Source organism: Paraburkholderia acidisoli, from assembly GCF_009789675.1.
GTDB lineage: Bacteria > Pseudomonadota > Gammaproteobacteria > Burkholderiales > Burkholderiaceae > Paraburkholderia > Paraburkholderia acidisoli.
On sequence record NZ_CP046913.1, the window covers coordinates 669302 to 687792 of the forward strand.

General features: G+C 68.0%; 6 protein-coding genes. 2 read left to right on the forward strand and 4 right to left on the reverse strand.

Translation table 11 applies throughout. From position 1 onward, the window contains the following. Window positions 1–213 precede the first annotated feature (213 nt). Window positions 214–1695, reverse strand: a complete 1482-nt coding sequence (locus FAZ98_RS02910) for a flippase (RefSeq protein WP_158948614.1) — start codon at window positions 1693–1695, stop codon at window positions 214–216. Window positions 1696–2010: 315 nt separating this feature from the next. Here FAZ98_RS02910 and FAZ98_RS02915 point away from each other — a divergent pair, with 315 nt between their 5' ends. Together FAZ98_RS02915 and FAZ98_RS02920 are read left to right on the forward strand one after the other, a co-directional pair. Beyond that, on the forward strand, window positions 2011–3105 hold the full coding sequence (locus FAZ98_RS02915) for a glycosyltransferase family 4 protein (protein ID WP_158948616.1): 1095 nt from the start codon (window positions 2011–2013) through the stop codon (window positions 3103–3105). A gap of 28 nt (window positions 3106–3133) precedes the next feature. Next, window positions 3134–4210 (forward strand): glycosyltransferase, encoded by a 1077-nt coding sequence (locus FAZ98_RS02920; protein ID WP_158948618.1) that lies wholly within the window; start codon window positions 3134–3136, stop codon window positions 4208–4210. A 163-nt stretch (window positions 4211–4373) separates the two neighbouring features. Here FAZ98_RS02920 and FAZ98_RS02925 read toward each other — a convergent pair whose 3' ends face one another. From FAZ98_RS02925 to FAZ98_RS02935, 3 genes are read right to left on the reverse strand one after another with little or no spacing between them, the layout of a single operon-like run. Further along, window positions 4374–5531, reverse strand: a complete 1158-nt coding sequence (locus FAZ98_RS02925) for an SGNH/GDSL hydrolase family protein (RefSeq protein ID WP_233272647.1) — start codon at window positions 5529–5531, stop codon at window positions 4374–4376. Window positions 5532–5550: 19 nt separating this feature from the next. Next, entirely contained in the window at window positions 5551–8031 is a 2481-nt protein-coding gene (locus tag FAZ98_RS02930; RefSeq protein WP_158948620.1) for a condensation domain-containing protein, read from the reverse strand. A 2-nt stretch (window positions 8032–8033) separates the two neighbouring features. Continuing rightward, a complete protein-coding gene (locus FAZ98_RS02935; RefSeq protein ID WP_199272284.1) occupies window positions 8034–18101 on the reverse strand; it encodes a non-ribosomal peptide synthetase/type I polyketide synthase in 10068 nt (3355 codons plus the stop codon). Between the last annotated feature and the right edge of the window lie 390 nt (window positions 18102–18491).

Consider the following 18491-nt stretch of genomic DNA (forward strand, 5'->3'; position numbering starts at 1 on the left):
CGGTGCAGAACTGCCGCATCGCGGCGGCCGGGCCGACATGGCGGGTGACGGGAAATGCGCGGCTAATACCCTGGTTCGCAAACATAGGCTGAATCGTGTAGTAAGTTTTATGAACGACTGCGAATTGCTGTTGTTATGAGCGCTGCGGCTGCGTGGTGTTTTTTTGGTGTGCCTGCCGCGTTTCTTTTTTTCGGAGGATGGGAGGGGCGGCCGTTACTGGCTCTGTGCCCAGCGTCGCGTGTAATTGCGCATCGACGTGAAGAGGTCGCGCACGCGCGACCATGCGCGTGGCTGGGCCCGTGCGCTCCAGGCGAGCGAAACGGCGGTCGTGCCAATACACGCGGCAATGCTTTGCCACGAGAGCGGCGCGAAGACGAGCGTGGCGGCGTACGCGGCCATGAGGATCAGCGCGGGCGCGGCGAGCATGCGGGCGGGCCGGGCGTCGAGACGGGCCACGTAAATCAGCAGGATGCCGTCCACGAGGCAGCGCGCGCTCCACGCGAGCGCGGCGCCGAACACGCCGAAGTCCTGCATCATCCACCAGAGGAAGGCGAAGAACGGCAGCATCTCGTAGGTCTGAAAACGCGCGACGATGCCGGGGCGTCCCGTGGCCTGCAAATGGCAGGTGGGAATCATCGCGATCGAGTTGAACCAGATGCCCACCAGAATGGTTTCGCCAACCGAGGCCGCGCGCGTGGCGAATTCCGCGCCCAGCCACAAGGTGAGAAAGGGCTGCATGAGGAAGATGCCGAACACCATCATCGGCGTGAGGCCGGCGGCGAGGCCGCGCATGCTGTCGGCGGAAAGCGTGGCGGCGCTCGCGCTGTCGAGCGAGGAGAGCCGCGGGAATAGCGCGCGCACGATCACGGCGGGCAGCAGGCGCACGCGGCCCGCGAGATTGAACGGCACCTGGTAGTAAGTGACCGCCTGCGGCCCGAGCGCGTGACCGATCATCAGGCGGTCGGCGGTTTCGAGCAGCGGCTGCGCGAGCGTGGTCACGCTGATCCACGCGCCGTACGAGAACAGCGGCCGCACCAGTTCGCGGCGCGGGCCGCTTTTGAACGTGAGCGGGAAAGCGCGCCACACCACCACGGCGGTCAGCGTGAGCGCGGCAATGCCGGCCACGAGCGTGCCGCACACGAGATAGAACAGATCCGGCCCGAACAGCAGGGCCGCGCCGAGCGGCACGAGCTGATACATGAGCGTGACGGGAAACGACACGGCATTGAGCGTGCCGAAGCGTTCGCGCCCGATCAAGGTGCCATTCAATACGCTGATGAGATTCGAGAGCGGCACGAGGCACGCCACGAACGGCAGCGCGGGCAGCAACTCGGTGCGCAGCGACGCGCCCATGTCGAAATACGCGAGCAACACGTGCATGACCGCGAATAGCGCGACGCCGCCGGCGAGCCCGAGCATGGCGTTGAGGATCAGCGCCGTCCACAGCACGGCCTCGCGCTCGTGGTGCGGTGCCTCGCCGAGTTGCGCGATGCGGTTGGATGTGGCCGACGAAAGCCCCAGATCGAGAAAACCGAAATAGCCCTGCACCATCCAGACGATGGCGAGCACGCCATAACGCGCCGCGCCAATGTGATGGAGATAGATAGGGGTCGTCGCGAATGCGACCACCATAGGCAGAAAGCCACCGACGAAATTGAACGTGGCACTGCGTTTCAGGCTGGGTTTTGCGGTCATGGGAAGGTCCGGTGCGCGTCCCGTACATTCTGGCCGAGGCGATCTGGAGCGTTTGTGCGTAGCCGCACGCATTCGGGGCTGCTTGATTACCGGATTCGAAGGCCTTTCCGTGCGCAGTCGGCAATTCGTTCCGAAACGCCCGGCATAGCTCGCGCAGGCGCGCGGGTTGCCGAAGTTTCGCGGCGCATGGCGTTCTTTTGCGCTCTCTTGCACTCTCTTGCACTCATTGGTTCGTTAGCCAGCAGTGCCGCCCGAGGCGAACGGCTACCGTAGCCGCACGATTGACGAGTGAGTTCGCGACGACGCGAGAGAGCCATGAAGACGATAGCATTCAACGGCAAGTTTTTCGGCGCGGCGCCGACGGGCGTGCATCGCGTGGCCGAGCAACTGATGGCCGCCACCGACGCGCTGCTGGCCGGGCGCGCGGCCGCCGAAGAAGCCGATTACGCGGTGGTGGTGCGAGATTGCGTGAAGGTGCCGCCGTTTCGCGCGATTGCCTGCGTGCGGGAAAGCCCGCGCGTGCGCAGGATGCACCGGATCGCGTGGGAACAGGTTTACTTTCCCTTTAGCCGCAGAAAGGATTTCATCCTCAATCTCTGCAATCTCGGGCCGCTCTTGCACCGCGATTCCGCGACGATGATTCACGACGCGCAGGTGTATTCCGCGCCCGAATCGTACTCGCGGGGATTCCGGCTCTGGTACAAGTTTCTGTTCTTCTTCATCGGCAAACGTCACAAGATCATCTTCACGGTCTCGGAGTTTTCCAAACAGGAAATCGTTCGCTACGGCATTGCGAGCGCCGACAAGATTTTCGTGGTGCATAACGGCTGCGATCACGTGTTGCAGATCCTGCCCGACACGAGCCCGCTCGCCGCGTTGAATCTCAAGCCCGCGCGCTACGTGCTCGCGCTCGCGAACACGCAAAAGCACAAGAATATCGGCGTGCTGCTCAAGGCATTCGCGGGCAAGGAACTCGAGAACGTCGAACTGGTGCTGTTCGGCGGCGCGACGCGCGCCGACTTCGAGCAGCTCGGCCACGCTGTGCCGCGCAACGTGCGCTTCGCGGGCCGCGTGAGCGACCCCGAACTCGTGGGCTTGATGACCCACGCCGGTGCGCTGGCTTTCCCGTCGCTTACCGAAGGCTTCGGCCTGCCGCCGCTCGAGGCGATGGCGCTGGGCTGCCCGGTCGTCGCGGCGCCGTTCGGCGCGCTGCCGGAAGTGTGCGGCAACGCGGCGCTCTATGCCGACCCGTTCAGCCCGGAGGCATGGCGTTCGGCCCTGCTCGAGGCAATCGACGACCCCGCCACGCGCGAGACGCTCGTCGAAGCCGGGCGTCGCCAGGCCGGCGAATTCACGTGGCAGCAAGCCGCGCACCGGCTGTGCGACATCGTCAAGGCCGTGAACGGCTAATTTCACCTGCAACATTGCGGACCGCGCCATGTCTATCGACATCGACTTTTCACTGGCATTGAACGACCGTACCGGCAAGCTGTTTCTCGGCAAGGACATCATCTCGTCGCTCGGCAATCGCGTGTCGCGCGTGCGCTATGGGCGGTTCCACGAATTCCCGCGCCATGATTTCATGCGTCGCGTGGTGGGCCGCCTGACGCACAAGGAAACGCTCGCGCGGGTCCACCGGCATCGCGCGGCGGCCTTGCTGCCGGTCATTCGCGATCCGCGCGCCACGCTGCATCTCGATCCACTCAGCGTCGTGCGGCACCGGCTGGAGCCGCGAGACATCGTGCTGTGTCACGACGTCGGGCCGATCACGCATCCGCAGTATTTCGCGCCCGGCGTGGAGCAGATGTACGTGCGTGCGTATGACCAGATCCAGCGCATCAAGCCGCATATGGTGTTCGTCAGCAAAACCTCGCAGCAGGAATTCCACAAGCTTTATGGCGACGCGTTCCCGTCTTCGGATGTGATCTACATTCCCACCCGGCTGGGCGTGAAAGACGGCGCCGGGCGCGCCGTGGACGGTATCGCTGCGCGTTTCCTGCTCACGGTCGGCAGCGTGGGCGACCGCAAGAACCAGGTGCGTTCGATCGAAGCGTTCGCCGCGAGCCGGCTCGCCGAGCAAGGCTGGCAATACGTGATCGTGGGCGGGCGCGAGCCTGGCGCCGACGCCGCCATTCAACTCGCGAAGGCCACGCCCGGCGTCGTCATGCCGGGCTATACCACCGACGACGAATTGCGCTGGCTGTATCGCAACGCGTCCGGCTTCGTGCTGATGAGCCTGCTCGAAGGCTTCGGCATGCCCGTGATCGAGGCGATCGAATACGACTTGCCGTGCCTCGTGTCGCGCTCCAGCATTTTGACCGAGGTGGGCGGCGCGGCGATGCTCGACGCGGACCCGCTCGATATCGACTCGATCGCCGCGGGACTGCATGCGCTCGCCGGTTTGTCCGGCACCGAGCGCGCGCGCCGGCTCGCCCAGGCGCGCGGACATCTGCGCCACTTCGCGCGCGAACCCATTCTCGCGAGCTGGCGCGCCTTGATCGAAAAGATCGGCTGAGGCGGGGTATTCGGGCGATTGCGCGCAGGTGTGAGATCACACCTGCGCGTTTGCGTTGCACGCGCATACGTCGCAACCTACGCCGACATCGTGTTCGCGCCGATGAACCGGCTGAAGTCGCCGCTTCGCGCCGTGAAGCGGCTCGTCAAACGCTAGCCTCGCGCTACTTCGGCACGTCGCGAAAGCTCGGCTGCAAGAAGCGCACGACTTCGGCGTCGGTGATGGGCGCGATGTGCAGGCCGAAGGCGCTGTCGAGCGAGGCCACGAGATGCTGGGCCCATAACGCGTTCCAGACCACGCCTGCGTGGCCGTCGTTGAGCACGGCGTTGTGCGGGTCGTCGCCGGAGGTGTTGGTGACGGCCCAGCCCGCAGTTGATCCCGCGGTTGACCCCGCAGTTGAGCCCACACCCGGCCCCAGCGTCACGGTCTTGTACACGGGGCGGCCATGGTCGTCGCGCGCGCCCCACAGGCCGCGGAACCACGCGCGGTCGTCGAAGAACGCCACGTGGGGATCGTTGGCGGCGATCTGGCGCAGGCCGTTGTCGTAGCGATCCAGCCCGGCGTCGATATTGGCGATCGCGCGGCCCGATTGCCAGCTGTCGAATTCCGTCGACCAGTCGGCGTTGCTGAGGATGCCGATCAAGGCGACGCGGGTGTCGGGGTGCGACTTGCGGATCAGCGTGACGGTGTCGCCGATCGCTTTCACGCAGGCGTCGATGATCGCGAGCGGACGCGCCGCGTGCGGATCGCGCGACAGCTCGTCGAGCACGTCGTGCGCGCCGATATCGTTGACGCCCATGCGAATCAGCACGACGCTGCCGCGCCACCCTTGCGGATCGGCGTCCATCAGCTCGACGAGGCGAATCGCCTGGCGCTGCGAGCGCCCCATCAACTGGCTGCAGTTCGAGCCGCTCACCGCGTAGTCGTAGCGATAGTCCTGCTTGCGCGGCGTACGCGCGGAAGCGCCGGCGGCTTCCTCGATATACGCGCGATACTTGCCGCTGCCCCATGCGCCCCACGCGCCGAGATCGATCTGGCCGCCGCGCAGTTGCGCGAGCACCTCGGTCCACTGCCATGTGGTCGCGCGCCACGGGCCGCCGCGCGCGCCGGGGTCGCCGAGCATGAGCGTGTCGTGGTACGACTGGCTGTCCGAGTCGCCGAGTACGGCGAGCCGGATCTTGTCCGGCGCGGGCGCTTCGGCGGCGAGCGCCGCCGGCATGCGGCGAAACAGGCCGGGCAGGGCGAGTTTCGCGCACATGAAACCGGCGACGATCAGCACGCCGCCCAACGCGATCAGCAACACGTGACGAGTCCGCAGCATCGGCCGAGCATGCCGCGCGTTACGCGCTGGCGTGCCTCAGGAACGTGGGCGTGGCGGCATTCGCGCCTTCCGCACCCGCCGCGCCGTCCGCCATGGCCGTCGCGCCGCTCGCCTCGTGAGCCACGCGCGCCTCGATCCCGCCCAGACGCTCGTGCAACTGCTTGCCGATGACCGCCGCGCTCTCGGCGCGGAACATCGCGTCGTGCATGCCCGGCACCGGCGTGACCACGAGCTTGCCCGTCACGACCTTGTCCCAGCCGAGATCCCACGCGAACTGGCGTCCCTTGAGCACCTGGGCGCTGCGGAAAATCTGCACGTCGCCGTCATAGGGCGCGGCGCGATAGCGAACCTGCTGTTCACGCAGATGGCCGATATACCAGAGGTTTTCAGCCAGTTCGTTGTTCGGGCCGTCGTTCTTGAACAGGCCGAGCCGCGTGGCGAGCGGCAGCAGGCGCAGCGCGCGCACGGTGCGGAACTGTTTGAGGAACACCTTCATCGAGGTCTCGCGGCGGCGCGCCGCGCGGAAGTCGCGCGGAATGTCGTACGCGCGCACGCGCACCTTGCGCATGAGCTTGTCGAACAGCGGCATCGACTCGCGGTAGCCCGGGCACCACGAGTCGTTGAGCACGACGAGCTCCACCGTTTCGCCTTCGCGGCGCAGCTGATGCGCGGCTTCGAGCGCGAGCGCGCCCAGCACGCAGTGGCCCATCAGGATGTACGGACCGTGCGGGCGCGCCATGCGAATCAGGCGCACGGCGTCGGCGGCGATATCCTGGTAGGCGCGGTCGGGAAACGTGCGCGGCTCGCCGCGCGGCACCATCGGAATGTCGATGATGGGGCGCGCCGTGCCCACCTGTTTCGCCAGCTCGTAGAACACGGCCGTGTTGTTGAGCACGATGATGGGCGTGCCCGGCGCGTCCTCGTTGAACTGCACGATGTTGTCCGCCTGCGCGGCGAGGTCGGCGGCGCTCATGAAGCCGCTCACGCCCACGCCCGGCGCGCAGGCTTTCTGCGCGGCGGCGGCCGAGTTACCGGCGGCCGTGGCGGCGCTGCGTGCGTCCGCGATCGACGCAACCGACGCGAGCGACATGACCGCGGCGAGTTGCGCCACGGGCGCGGCGGCGCGGGCCGGCGCGATCTCGGCCGTTTCCAGCACGTCGCGCCAGGTCGCCAGATGCGCGTCGATGGTGGCGACGTCGTAAAGATCGGTGTCGCCTTCACACGAGATGCGCCAGCCGTCCGGGCGATGCACCATGAAGAAGTTGAGGTCGTAGAGCGCGCCCGCGTTGAACGACGGCGAGGTCGTCGCGGCAAAGGCGTCGCGCCGCACTTCGTCGCCGCCGCCCACGAAGCTCTGCTGCAACGCGAAGTTCACCGAGCACAGCGGCGGCCGGTTCGCGCTGGCCGGCTCACCGGCCATCGTCATCATCTCTTCGAACGGCACGTGCAGATGCTCGATCGCGTCGCTGAGCTTCGCGCCGCATTGCGCGGTGACGTCGGCGAGCGTGCTGCCCGGCTGCACGTCGAGGCGCAGGATCACCGTGTTGATGAGCGGCCCGACCACGCCTTCGAGTTCCTGCTGGTCGCGCACCGACATCTGCGTGCCGAGCGCCACGCGGCTCGCGCCCGTGGCCTTGTTGAGCGCCATCGCGAGACCCGCCGCCGCGACGCTGAAGAGCGTCACGCCTTGCGCCTTGGCCGCGGCGATCAGACGGTCGCTCAGGGCAGACGGCAGCAGGATCGAGCGGATCGCGCCCTGGAAGCCGCGCGCCTGCGGGCGCGGACGATCGCCGGGCACGTCGAAGCGGCTGAAATCGCGCAGCTCGCCGCGCCAGTGCGCCCGCGCGCGGTCGAGCGCGCCGCTTGCGAGGAATTCGCCCTTCCACATCGCGTAGTCGCCGTGATGCAGGTCGACTTCGGCGTAGCCGGCTTCGACGCCCGCATGGCGCGCGGCCAGCCCCTGCACCAGTTCGCGCACGAGTATCGCGAACGACCAGCCATCCATCACGAGCGAATGGAAGGTGAGCTGCAACTCGCCTTGCGTCGCCGAGCGCGGCAACCACACCGCGCGGAAGAACGCGGGCGAGGTCAGGGCGAACGGCGTGCGCGCCTGCTGGCCGCCCACGCGTTCGGCCTCGGCCCGCGCGGCGGGCTCGTCGAGGCCGCTCAGGTCGACCACGTCGAGCCGAAACGGCACGCGGCTCCAGACTTGCTGACGCAGGCCCGCGCCCGTCATCAGGAAGCCGGTGCGCAGCACTTCATGCCGCGCGACCAGGGCGCCGAGCACCTGCTCGAGGCTCGCGGTGTCGAGCGGCCCGGACAGCTGCAGCCGGAACGCGATGTTGAGGGCCGATGCGTTCGGCGACGCCGCCTGCTCGTTCCAGAACCGCGTCTGGCACGCGGTTGCCGGGAAGAGGGCGTGGCTCGCTTCGATCGCCTCGTTCGCGGCGCCGTCTTCGCGGTCGTCGAACGTGGCGAGCTTCAGGGCTATTCCGTTCATGCTCAAACTCCTTCGGCCACTCTGCGCTTGAAGTTCAGGATCGACGGACGGGCCGCGGGAGCGGCTTCGGCCGGGGCCTGCGCCGCCTTGCCGTCCAGCGTCGCGGCGAGTTCGGCGATCGTGACGTTCTTCATCAGCTGACGCGCATCCACGCTCAAGCCGCGTTCGTTCATGCGGGCGACGATGCGGAAGAGTTGCAGGCTGTCCGCGCCGAGGCTGAAGAACTTCTGGTCGGTGCCCACGTGCTGGAGGCCGAGTACTTCGCCCCAGATTGCGGCGAGCGTGGCTTCGGTTGCCGTCGGCGCGACTTCAGCTGCCGCCACCGTTGCCACCGCTTCCGTCGCGCTGGCTTGCCCGGGCTCGACCGCCTCGACGGCCTCGACCGCTGCAACCGGTTCAACCGCCGCAACCGTTTCCACCGCCTTCAGCGTAGGTTGTGCGTGCCGCACCGGCGCGGCCACCATCTCGGCGGTGGGCACCGGCAGCGCCTTGCGGTCGAGCTTGCCGTTGCTCGTTTGCGGCAGCGCGTCGAGCGTCATCCACAGCGTCGGCACCATGTAGGCCGGCAGGCGTTCGGCCAGTTGCGCGGCCACCGCGCCCTGATCGACCGTGCCCACGAGATAGCCCGTGAGACGCGCGCTGCCGTTCACCGTGTGCAGCGCCACAGCGGCGGCCGTGACGCCCGGCGACTTGCGCAGCGCGGCTTCGATGTCCTCGATCTCGATGCGGAAGCCGCGCAGCTTGATCTGCTGGTCGCGCCGGCCGAGATGCTGGAGCGAGCCATCGGCAAGACGCTTCGCGAGGTCGCCCGTGCGATAGAGGCGGCGCGGCGCGGCGCCTTCGATCGCGACGGTCTGGAACGCGGCGTTGGTCAGCACGAGCCCGTTGAAGTAGCCCTTCGCGAGGCCTTCGCCGCCGATCCACAGTTCGCCCGTCACGCCCACCGGCGCGAGGCGCAGGTCCTCGGTGAGGACGTGCAGGTCTGTGTTGGCGAGCGGCGCGCCGATCACGATCGGACCGCTGGCGGCCACCCGCGACGCCGACGACCAGATCGTCGTTTCGGTCGGACCGTAGAGATTCCACACGTCGGCGCCGGTGGCGAGCAGGTCATCGGCGAGATCGCGCGGCAGCGGTTCGCCGCCGCACAGGATCTTGAAGCCTTGCGGCGCCTTGAAGCCCGCTTCGAGCAGCATGCGCCACAGCGAAGGCGTGGCTTGCAGCACCGTGGCGGCTTCGTCGTGCAGACGCGTGACCAGCTCGAAGCCCGTGCGCACTTCCTCGTGGCCGGCCACGAAGGTCTGGCCGCCCGCGATCAGCGGCAGGAACAGCTCCAGACCGGAGATATCGAACGAGAACGTGGTGACGGCGACGATGCGGTCGCTGGCCGTGAAGCCCGGCGCCTGCGCCACGGAGAGCAGGAAGTTGCTCAGCGCGCGATGGCCGATTTCCACGCCCTTCGGTTGACCGGTCGAGCCCGAGGTGAAGATCACGTAGGCCGAATCGGCATCCGCCACCGCGGGCAGCGTGGTTGCGGCGGTGTCGGCGGCGAGCAGCGCCTCGACTTCCAGCACGCGGTGCGTGCCCGCTTCGAGCACGGCGCGGCTCGCGCCGTCGCTCAAGATCGCGGCGATACCGGCGTTGTCGAGGATCTGCGTGAGGCGGGCGGCCGGCATCGTCATGTCGAGCGGCACGTAGGCGCAACCCGCGCGCCACACGCCGATCATCGCGGCCACCGTGATGGCGCCGCGGCTCATGGCCACCGCCACGCGCGAGCGCGGCGTCACACCGGCCGCCACCAGGGCGCGGGCGATCTGGTTGGCGCACGCGTCGAGCTGGGCGTAGCTGAGGCGCGTGGCGGCGTCGGCCACGGCGGGCGCGTCCGGCGTCTGTTGCGCTTGCGCGGCGATCAGTGCGGGCGTCGTCTGCGTGAGGTCGAAATCGCGCTGCGAGGCGTTCAGTTCGTCGCGCAGATGGTGGATCTCGGCGTCGCTCAGGAGCGGCAGGGCGGCGATCGGCGTGTCGGCGTCGGCGGCGATGGCGGCGAGCAGCGTCTCGTAGTGGCCGAGCCAGCGCTGCACGGTGGCTTCGTCGTAGACATCGGTGATGAAGTCGCAATCCAGACGCAGACCTTGCGCCGACTCGATCACGTTCAGGAACAGATCGAAGTTGCTATAGGCCTTGGCGTTCGGCGCGAAACGCGTGGTGACGCCGGCCATGTCGAGTTCGCCATCGACCTTTTCCAGGTTGAACTGCAGGTCGGTGAGCGGCAGGCGGCTGAAGTCGCGCTTGATGCCGAGGTCGCGCACCAGCGCGCCGTAGGTGTAGTTCTGGCGATCGCCGGCGTCGTACACGTGGTCGCGCACGGCCTTCATGTGCGTGGCGAACGGTTGCTGACGGTCGAACTTCACGCGCAGCGGCAGGAAGTTCACGCAGTGGCCCGCGAGCAGCGCTTCGCCCGCTTGCGACTGACCGGCCATCGGCGCGGCGATCACCACGTCGTCGTTGTTGGCGAGGCGGCCGAACAGCACTTGCGCGGCGCCGAACAGCGTGGCGAACAGCGAGCAGCCTTGCTTCGACGAAGCCGTCTTCACCTGCTTGAGCAGGTCGGCGCTCAGGTGACGCGTGGTCGAGGCGCCGTTGAAGCTCTTGATCTCGGGACGCGCGCGGTCGCCGGGCAATTCCGGTTGCGGCGCGGGTTCGCGATGCAGATTGAGCCAGAAGTCGCGCGTTTCGGCATCCACGCCCAGGTCGTGCTGTTCTTTCGCATAGGCGAGGAAGCTCTGTACTTCGTCGAGTTCGGCGGGTTTGCCCGAGACGTCGGCTTCGTAGAGCGCCGCGAGATCGCGCAGGATGATGTTGATCGACCAGCCGTCGCAGACGATGTGATGGCCCGTGAACACGAAGGCCCACTTCTGGCTTTCGAGGCGGATCAGCGCGGCGCGCACCAGCGGGGCGCGCGTGAGATCGAACACCGCGCGCGCTTCGCCGTCGACGATCGCCGCGAGTTCGCCCGCCGCGTCCGCGTGACCGGCGAGGTCGATGGTGACGAGCGGCACCGTGGTGGCCGGATCGACGATCATCGTGTCGCCCACGCGCGAGAAGTGCACGCGCAGCGCGTCGTGACGGGCGACCGTGGCCGCAAAGGCGCGCTCGAACGCCGCTTCGTTCAGGTTGCCCGAGAGTTCGAGCGTGAACGATTCGTTGAACGCGCACGAGGCTTCGTGGCTTTGCTGCGCCGACATCCAGATTTCCTTCTGCGGCTCGGTCAGCGGCGCCTGCGTGAGTTGCGCAACAGCCGGGGCGAGCGCGGGCGTTTGCGCCGCTTCGACCTTGCCGCCGAAGATGCCCACGCGTTGCAGCGCGTCGATGGCCTCGATGAAGGCGTCGCCGATCTTGCGGATGTCTTCGTCGCTATGGCTCGTGGTCAGGAAGCAGGGGAAGCCTTCCATGATGTGCACGCCCAGATAGCGCATGTACGGATAGAACAGGCTGCCGAGGCGATCTTCACCGGCGAGGTTCACGTAGAACCAGCTCGAGAAGGTTTCGGCGCGCGTGGCGATGCCGACCTTCTCCAGGTGCGCGTTGATGCGCTGCACGAGGCCTTCCATGCGCGCGCCGAGTTTTTCCTGCAGCGCCGGGCCGGCTTCCTTCAGATGCAGCAGCACGGCCTTCATCGCCGAGAGCACGACCGGGTGGCGCACGAAGGTGCCCGCGAAGAACGTGGGCGGGACTTCGGGCACCGAGGCATCGCCGAATTGCCATTGGCCGCCGTCGAGCGCGTCCATGTATTGCGCGGTGCCCGCGAGCACGCCGATCGGCAGGCCGCCGCCCACGACCTTGCCGTAGGTCGCCATGTCGCCCTGGATGCCCCAGTAGCCCTGCATGCCGGCCGGGTGCACGCGGAAGCCCGTGACCACTTCGTCGAAGATCAGCGCGGACTCGTTCGCGGCCGTGACTTCGCGCAGTTGCTGCACGAACTCCTTCGGACGCAGGTTCGGGTGACGCGACTGCACCGGCTCGATCAGCACGGCGGCGATATCATCGATATTGGCCTTGATCCATTCGAGGCTTTCGGCCTTCGCGTAGGGCAGCACGACCATGTTGCCGACCGACTGCGAGGGGATGCCGGGGGCGAGCGGGAACGCGCGCGGCACGCCCGCTTCGCTGCCCGGCTTCACGAGCACTTCGTCGAACTGGCCGTGGTAGTCGCCGTCGAAGCAGACCACCTTGTCCTTGCCCGTGACGGTGCGCGCGAGACGCATGGCCGCCATCACCGCTTCCGAGCCCGTGTTGCAGAACGTCACGCGCTGATGGCCGGTCATGTCGGCGAACATTTGCGCGACTTCACCGGCGAGCGGCGACTGCGGCCCGATCGCGAAGCCTTCGTCCATCTGCGCCTTGACGGCGTCCACGACGAAGTCGGGCGTGTGGCCGAACGCGGTCTGGCCGTAGCCGTTCACGACGTCGACGTATTCGTTACCGTCGATGTCCCAGATTTTCGAGCCCTTCGAGCGTTGCGCGACGATCGGGTAGACGAGTTCCTTCCACTCTTCGCGGAAGCCGCTCGCGGTGCGCGGGTCGGCGAGCACGGCGCGGTAGGTTTGCGTGCGCGACTTCGAGGTGGGCGACTTGGCCGAGTAGCGCTTCGCGAAGTCGGCGATGAAGGCCGTTTGCGCGTCGGTGGTTTGCGCCGAAGGCGTGACGCCGGGCTTGTAGGCCGTGAAGCGCGACGGACGGTTTTCCTCGAACTTGATCTCGGGACCGGCGGCGTGGGCGGGCGCAGCGGCCGGTGCCGGTGCGGCCACGGCGGCTGCGGCGACCGGCGCGGCAAGCGGTGCGACAACCGGCGCGGCAAGCGCCTGCACGGCCACGGCCGGTTGCGCGGCGGCGAGCGGCACGCCTTGCAGCACGTCGAGCTGACGCGCCATCACCATTTGCATCGCGGCGAGCTGATCGCGAATCACCGATTGCAGGTCGCCCGTGGCCGGCGCGACGGCGAACGGCACGGCAAGCGGTGCGGCAGCGACCGGTGCGACGACCGCGGTCACCACGGCCGCGGCAGGTGTGGCAGCCGGAGTCGCAGCGGCGGCCGGTGCGGCCGCTTCAACCGGCGCAGGCGCAGCCACCGGTGCCGGGTCGGGCGGCAACTGACCGTCGAGGAAACCGGCGAGCGCGGGCAGCGTCGGGTAGTCGCTCATGATCTGGCGGAAGCTGATCGTGACGTCGTAGCGGCGGCGCAGCTGGCGCGAGACCTGACCCATGAAGAGCGAGTCATAGCCGAGATCCCAGAAGGTCACGTCGGGGTTCGACGTGTCGGGCGCTTCGCCGGACATTTCGGCGAGCAGCGCAGCCAGTTCGGCAATGAGACGCGGTTTGCGGTCGATTTGAGCGATTTGGTCCATGGCGGTCTGAGGAATGTCGTTGTTGGCGTCGGTCGATGCAGGTGCGGCGCTGGCGCTGGCGAGCGTCGCGGCTTGCGTCGTCGTGGTCGTCGTTGTGATCGTGAGCGGGTTCGGAACGGAAGAGGCGGCGGCGGGCGCGTCGATCCAGTGCCGTTCGGGTTCGAACGGATAGGTCGGCAGTGACACGCGCCGGGCGGCATGCGGTTGAACGGCTTTCCAGTCGGGCGTGACGCCGTTGAGCCAGAGGCGGCCCGTGGCTTCCGCGAAGAGCGCCAGTTCGCGCTCGCGCAGCGAGAAGTCGGGCAGCGAGGCGATGGCGGCCTGATAACGATCCTTCGCCAAACCTTGCGTGGCGAACGTCGCGAGCGTGCGGCCGGGGCCGATCTCGAGCAGCAGCGGCTTGCTGTCCGCGCTGGCGGTGGCCGTGGCGAGCGCGTCGCCGAAGCGCACGACGTTGCGGCAGTGGGTCGCCCAGTAGTGGCCCGTCACGGGCGTTTGCGCGGACGCCCATTCGCCCGTCACCGACGACACGTACGGAATCTTCGGCAGTGCGAACGTGAGCGTGTCGGCGACCTTGGCGAGTTCGTCCACCACGCCCGACATCATGCGCGAGTGGAACGCATGCGACGTATGCAGGCGGCGATGTTCGATGTCGCTGGCCTTGAGCGTGGCCTCGAATGCCTCGATGGCCGCGAACGGCCCGGCCACGACGCTCAGCGAGGGCGCGTTGAGCGCGGCGAGATCGACGTCGGCGGGCAGGATCGGCGTGAGTTCGGCTTCGGGCAGACGCACGACCAGCATCGCGCCCGGCTCGGCGGCCTGCATCAGCGCGCCGCGTTGCGCGATCAGATACAGCGCGTCTTCGAAGGCGATCGCCTCGGCCACGCAGGCCGCGACCAGTTCGCCCACGCTATGGCCGATCATCGCCGTGGGCTTGATGCCGCGCGCGATCCACAGTTGCGCGAGCGCGTATTCCACGAGGAACAGCGCGGGCTGCGCGTAGATCGTGGAGCGGATCGGGTGCGGGGTGTCATCGCCTTCGGGCGCGGCGCTGAACATCAGCGTGCGGATGTCGAGACCGAGATGCGGCGCGAGCACTTCGGCGCCCTTGTCGATCCACTGCCGATACACGGGCTGCGTGCGATAGAGCGCGTCGCCCATGCCCGGATATTGCGAACCCTGGCCGGGGAACATGAACACGACGGGCGGCGCGGCTTGCGGCGCCTGCGCTTCGAGTGCGCCCTTCGCGAGCTTGGCCTGCGCTTGCTCCGTGTTCTCGGCTACCACCACCGCGCGATGCGTGAACGCGCGGCGGCCCGTTTGCAGCGTGGCGGCCACGTCGGCGAGCGCGGCGTCGGCATGCGTGCTCAGGTGCGCGGCGAGATTCGCTTTCGCGCGTTCGAGCGCGGCGGCGCTGCGGGCCGAAACCGGCAGGATTTGCGGCGCGTTATCGGCATCGTGCGCTTCGTCCGCATCGTTCGCGGCATTCGCACTCGTGTACTCCGGCGCTTCTTCGAGCACGACGTGCACGTTGGTGCCGCCCACGCCCAGCGAACTCACGCCCGCGCGGCGCGGTGCCTCGCCCGCTTGCCACGCGCGCGCGGCCACGTTGAAGAAGAACGGGCTGTTCGCGAGTTCGATGGCGGGGTTCGGCGCGCTGAAGTGCGTGAGCGGCGGCAGCGTGCGATGGCGCAGCGCCAGCGACGCGGCGATCAAACCGGTCACGCCCGCGGCCGCGTCGAGATGGCCCACGTTGGCCTTGGCCGAGCCGAGCGCGCAGAACTGGCCGCGCTGGCCGCCATCCACGCCGCCCAGCCGGAACGCCTGCACGAGGCCCGCGAATTCGATCGGGTCGCCGAGCGGCGTGGCCGTGCCGTGCGCTTCGATATAGCCGATCGAGGCCGGGTCGATGCCCGCTTCGGCATGGGCGATGGCCACGGCGCGCGCCTGGGCGTCGACGCTCGGCGCGGTGAAGCCGACCTTGTCGGCGCCGTCGTTGTTGATGCCCACGCCGCGGATCACGGCGTAGATCGGATCGGCGTCGGCGATGGCGTCTTCGAGGCGCTTGAGCAGGACCACGCCCGCGCCGCTGCCGAACACGGTGCCTTGCGCGTTCGCGTCGAACGGCCGGCACACGCCGTCGGGCGCGCCCATGCCGCCTTCCTGGTAGAAGTAGCCGCGCTTTTGCGGGAACGTGATCGACACGCCGCCCGCGAGCGCCATCTCGCAGCGTCCCGCGCGCAGGTTCTCGACCGCGAGGCCGATGGCCGTGAGCGAGGTCGAGCACGCCGTTTGCACGGACACCGCCGGGCCGGTCAGGCCGAGCTTGTAGGCGGTGCGCGTGGCGACGAAATCGCCCGCGCCCACGAGCTTCTGATATTCGCCGATCTGGAACTGGCTCGTGAATTCGTCGATCACGGCGCGGTCCGTCAACACGTGCTTGAGGAAGTACGTGTTCATCGAGGTGCCCGCGAACACGCCCACCGCGCCCGAGATGGCCGCCGGATCGTAGCCCGCGTCTTCGAACGCTTCCCACGCGATTTCGAGGAACAGGCGCTGCTGCGGGTCGGTGAGCGCGGCTTCGCGCGCGAGCATGCCGAAGAAGCCCGCGTCGAAGCGATCGACGTCGGGCAGGATCGGCCGCGCCTTCACGTAGCTCGCGTCGCGGCGCGACTTGTCGTCGAAGCTGTCTTCGAGTTCGGTCACGTCGAAATGCGTGACGCAGTCGCGGCCCGCGAGAATGTTCGCCCACAGCTCGCCCACGTTGCGCGCGCCCGGGAAGCGGCCCGACATGCCGACCACGGCGATCGCGCCGCTCGAGGTCGCGGCGCGGCGCGGGAGCGATTCGCCCGGCGCCGCGTCGTTCGCCTCGTGCAGCTGCGCGGCCAGCGCTGCCACGTTCGGATGGCGGAACAGGTCGACGAGCGCGAGCCCGGCCGTCACGTCGCGCGCGATGATCGCGTGCGCGCGCATCAGGTCGAGCGAGCGCAGGCCCAAATCGAAGAAGTTCGCGTGGCGATCGACAGGTTTGCCGAGCAGCTGTTCGAACACGGCGGCGAGTTTCGCGGCGATGTCGGTGCCGGCCGGGGTCGATGCTTCGGTATGCGAATCAGTTTTATTCAGGCTCGCGAGCAGCGCTTTACGATCGATCTTGCCGTTGGGCGTGAGCGGAAAGTCCGGCAACACGCGCAGTTCCGTCGGCATCATGTAGTCGGGCAGCGCGGCCTTGAGATGCGCGCGGATCGCTGCGGCGGCAGCGGTAACGTTTGCGGCGCTGGATTTGACAAAGCCGGCGATGGCCTTGCCGCGCGCGTTCTCGAACGCGGCCACGGCGGCGTCGGCCACGCCGGGCGCGACGCGCAGCGCGTGCTCGATCTCGTCGAGTTCGATGCGCTTGCCCGCGATCTTGATCTGGCGGTCGTTGCGGCCGAGGAACTCGATCGCGCCGTCGGCGCGGCGGCGCACGAGGTCGCCGGTGCGGTAGAGCTTGCCGCCCGGCGCGAACGGATCGTCGACGAACTTCTCGGCGCTCAGTTCGGGGCGATTGAGGTAGCCGAGCGCCACGCCCGCGCCGCCCGCGACGAGTTCGCCCACTTCGCCTGCGGCGACCGGCGCGAGTTTCTCATCGACGATATGCACGGTCGTGCCCGCGATCGCGTAGCCCACCGGAATCGCCTCGCCGTTCGCGAGCGCTTCGCTGCCGCGCACGACGCGGTAGCAGCACGTGAAGGTCGTGTTCTCGGTCGGGCCGTAGCCGTTCACGATCTGCAGCGCGGGATGCGCGTCCATCGCCTTGCGCACGTGCACGGGCGAGAGCACATCGCCGCCCGTGAGCGCTTCCTTGAGCGGCGCGAACGCTTCGATCCGGTAGTCGGCGAGCGCGTTGAAGAGACCGGCCGTGAACCACGCGGTGGTCGCGTTCAGGCGCGCGATTTCGGCGGCGATGACGTCGAGCGAGGGTTGCACGTCGCCGATGATCGCGGCGCAGCCGCCGTTGAGCAGCGGGCCCCAGATTTCGAGCGTGCTGGCGTCGAAGGCGAGCGGCGCGAGATTCAGGAAGCGCGTGTGCGGCGCGAGTTCGGTGAACGTCTGGCCGTGCACGAGACGCGAGATCGCGCGGTGCGGCACGATCACGCCCTTCGGCTTGCCCGTCGAGCCCGAGGTGTACATGATGTACGCCGCGTCGTCGCCGTGGCGCGCTTGCGTTGCAGCGGCGTCGGCGTGCGCGGACGCGGCCAGCAGATCGGCGAGATCGATTACGTTGCCTTCGAGATCGCCGATGCTGGCGAGCGCCGCGCTATCGGCGACGATCAGCTTCGGCGCGCAATCGGCCACGATGAAGTCGAGCTGCGCTTTCGGATACGCGGGATCGAGCGGCACGTAGACAGCGCCCGCGCGCAGGATCGCGAGGATCAGCGCGAGCGTGTCGCGGCTGCGCGGGACCATGATCGCGCAGCGCTCGCCGGCCGCGAGACCGCGCTCGGCCAGCACGTGCGCGAGGCGCGCCGAACGCGCGTCGAGCGAGGCGTAGGTGTCTTCACCCGTGGCGTCGACGGCGGCAATGCGATCGCCGAACTGCGCGACCGTGGCCTCGAAGCGAGCGATCACGCCGGCCGCGTGATGCATCGATTCAGGCGTGTCTCCTGAAAACCCCTCTATGAGTGACATCTGTCGCTCTCCGATCGTTTTGGTAATGGCCTCGTACGGGTCATGCCGGGCGGGCGATCCACGCCACGCTTATCGAGGTACGCAGGTAGCCAAAAGGAAGGCGGGACACGATGTCTGGTTCGGATTGAGCTGAACGCCGGTCAAGGCCGCTCATGAGCGCAGCTAGATTCATCGACTCGTCCCCCGGTGCGCCGTGGTGGTGGTGTGGCCACCGCGGTAATTTCCTGTAAGTGAAATTTAAGTTTTGGCGGATGGGTTGTCCGTTCGCCTACGCACACACGGGGAAATCAACTGCACATTGCACAAATGGCATAACGGGGCGCAGAGCAAGGCGGGGCGCGGGTCGTGAAAAAACCGCGAACGCGTTCCCGGCCGTTTCGAGGCCGAAAA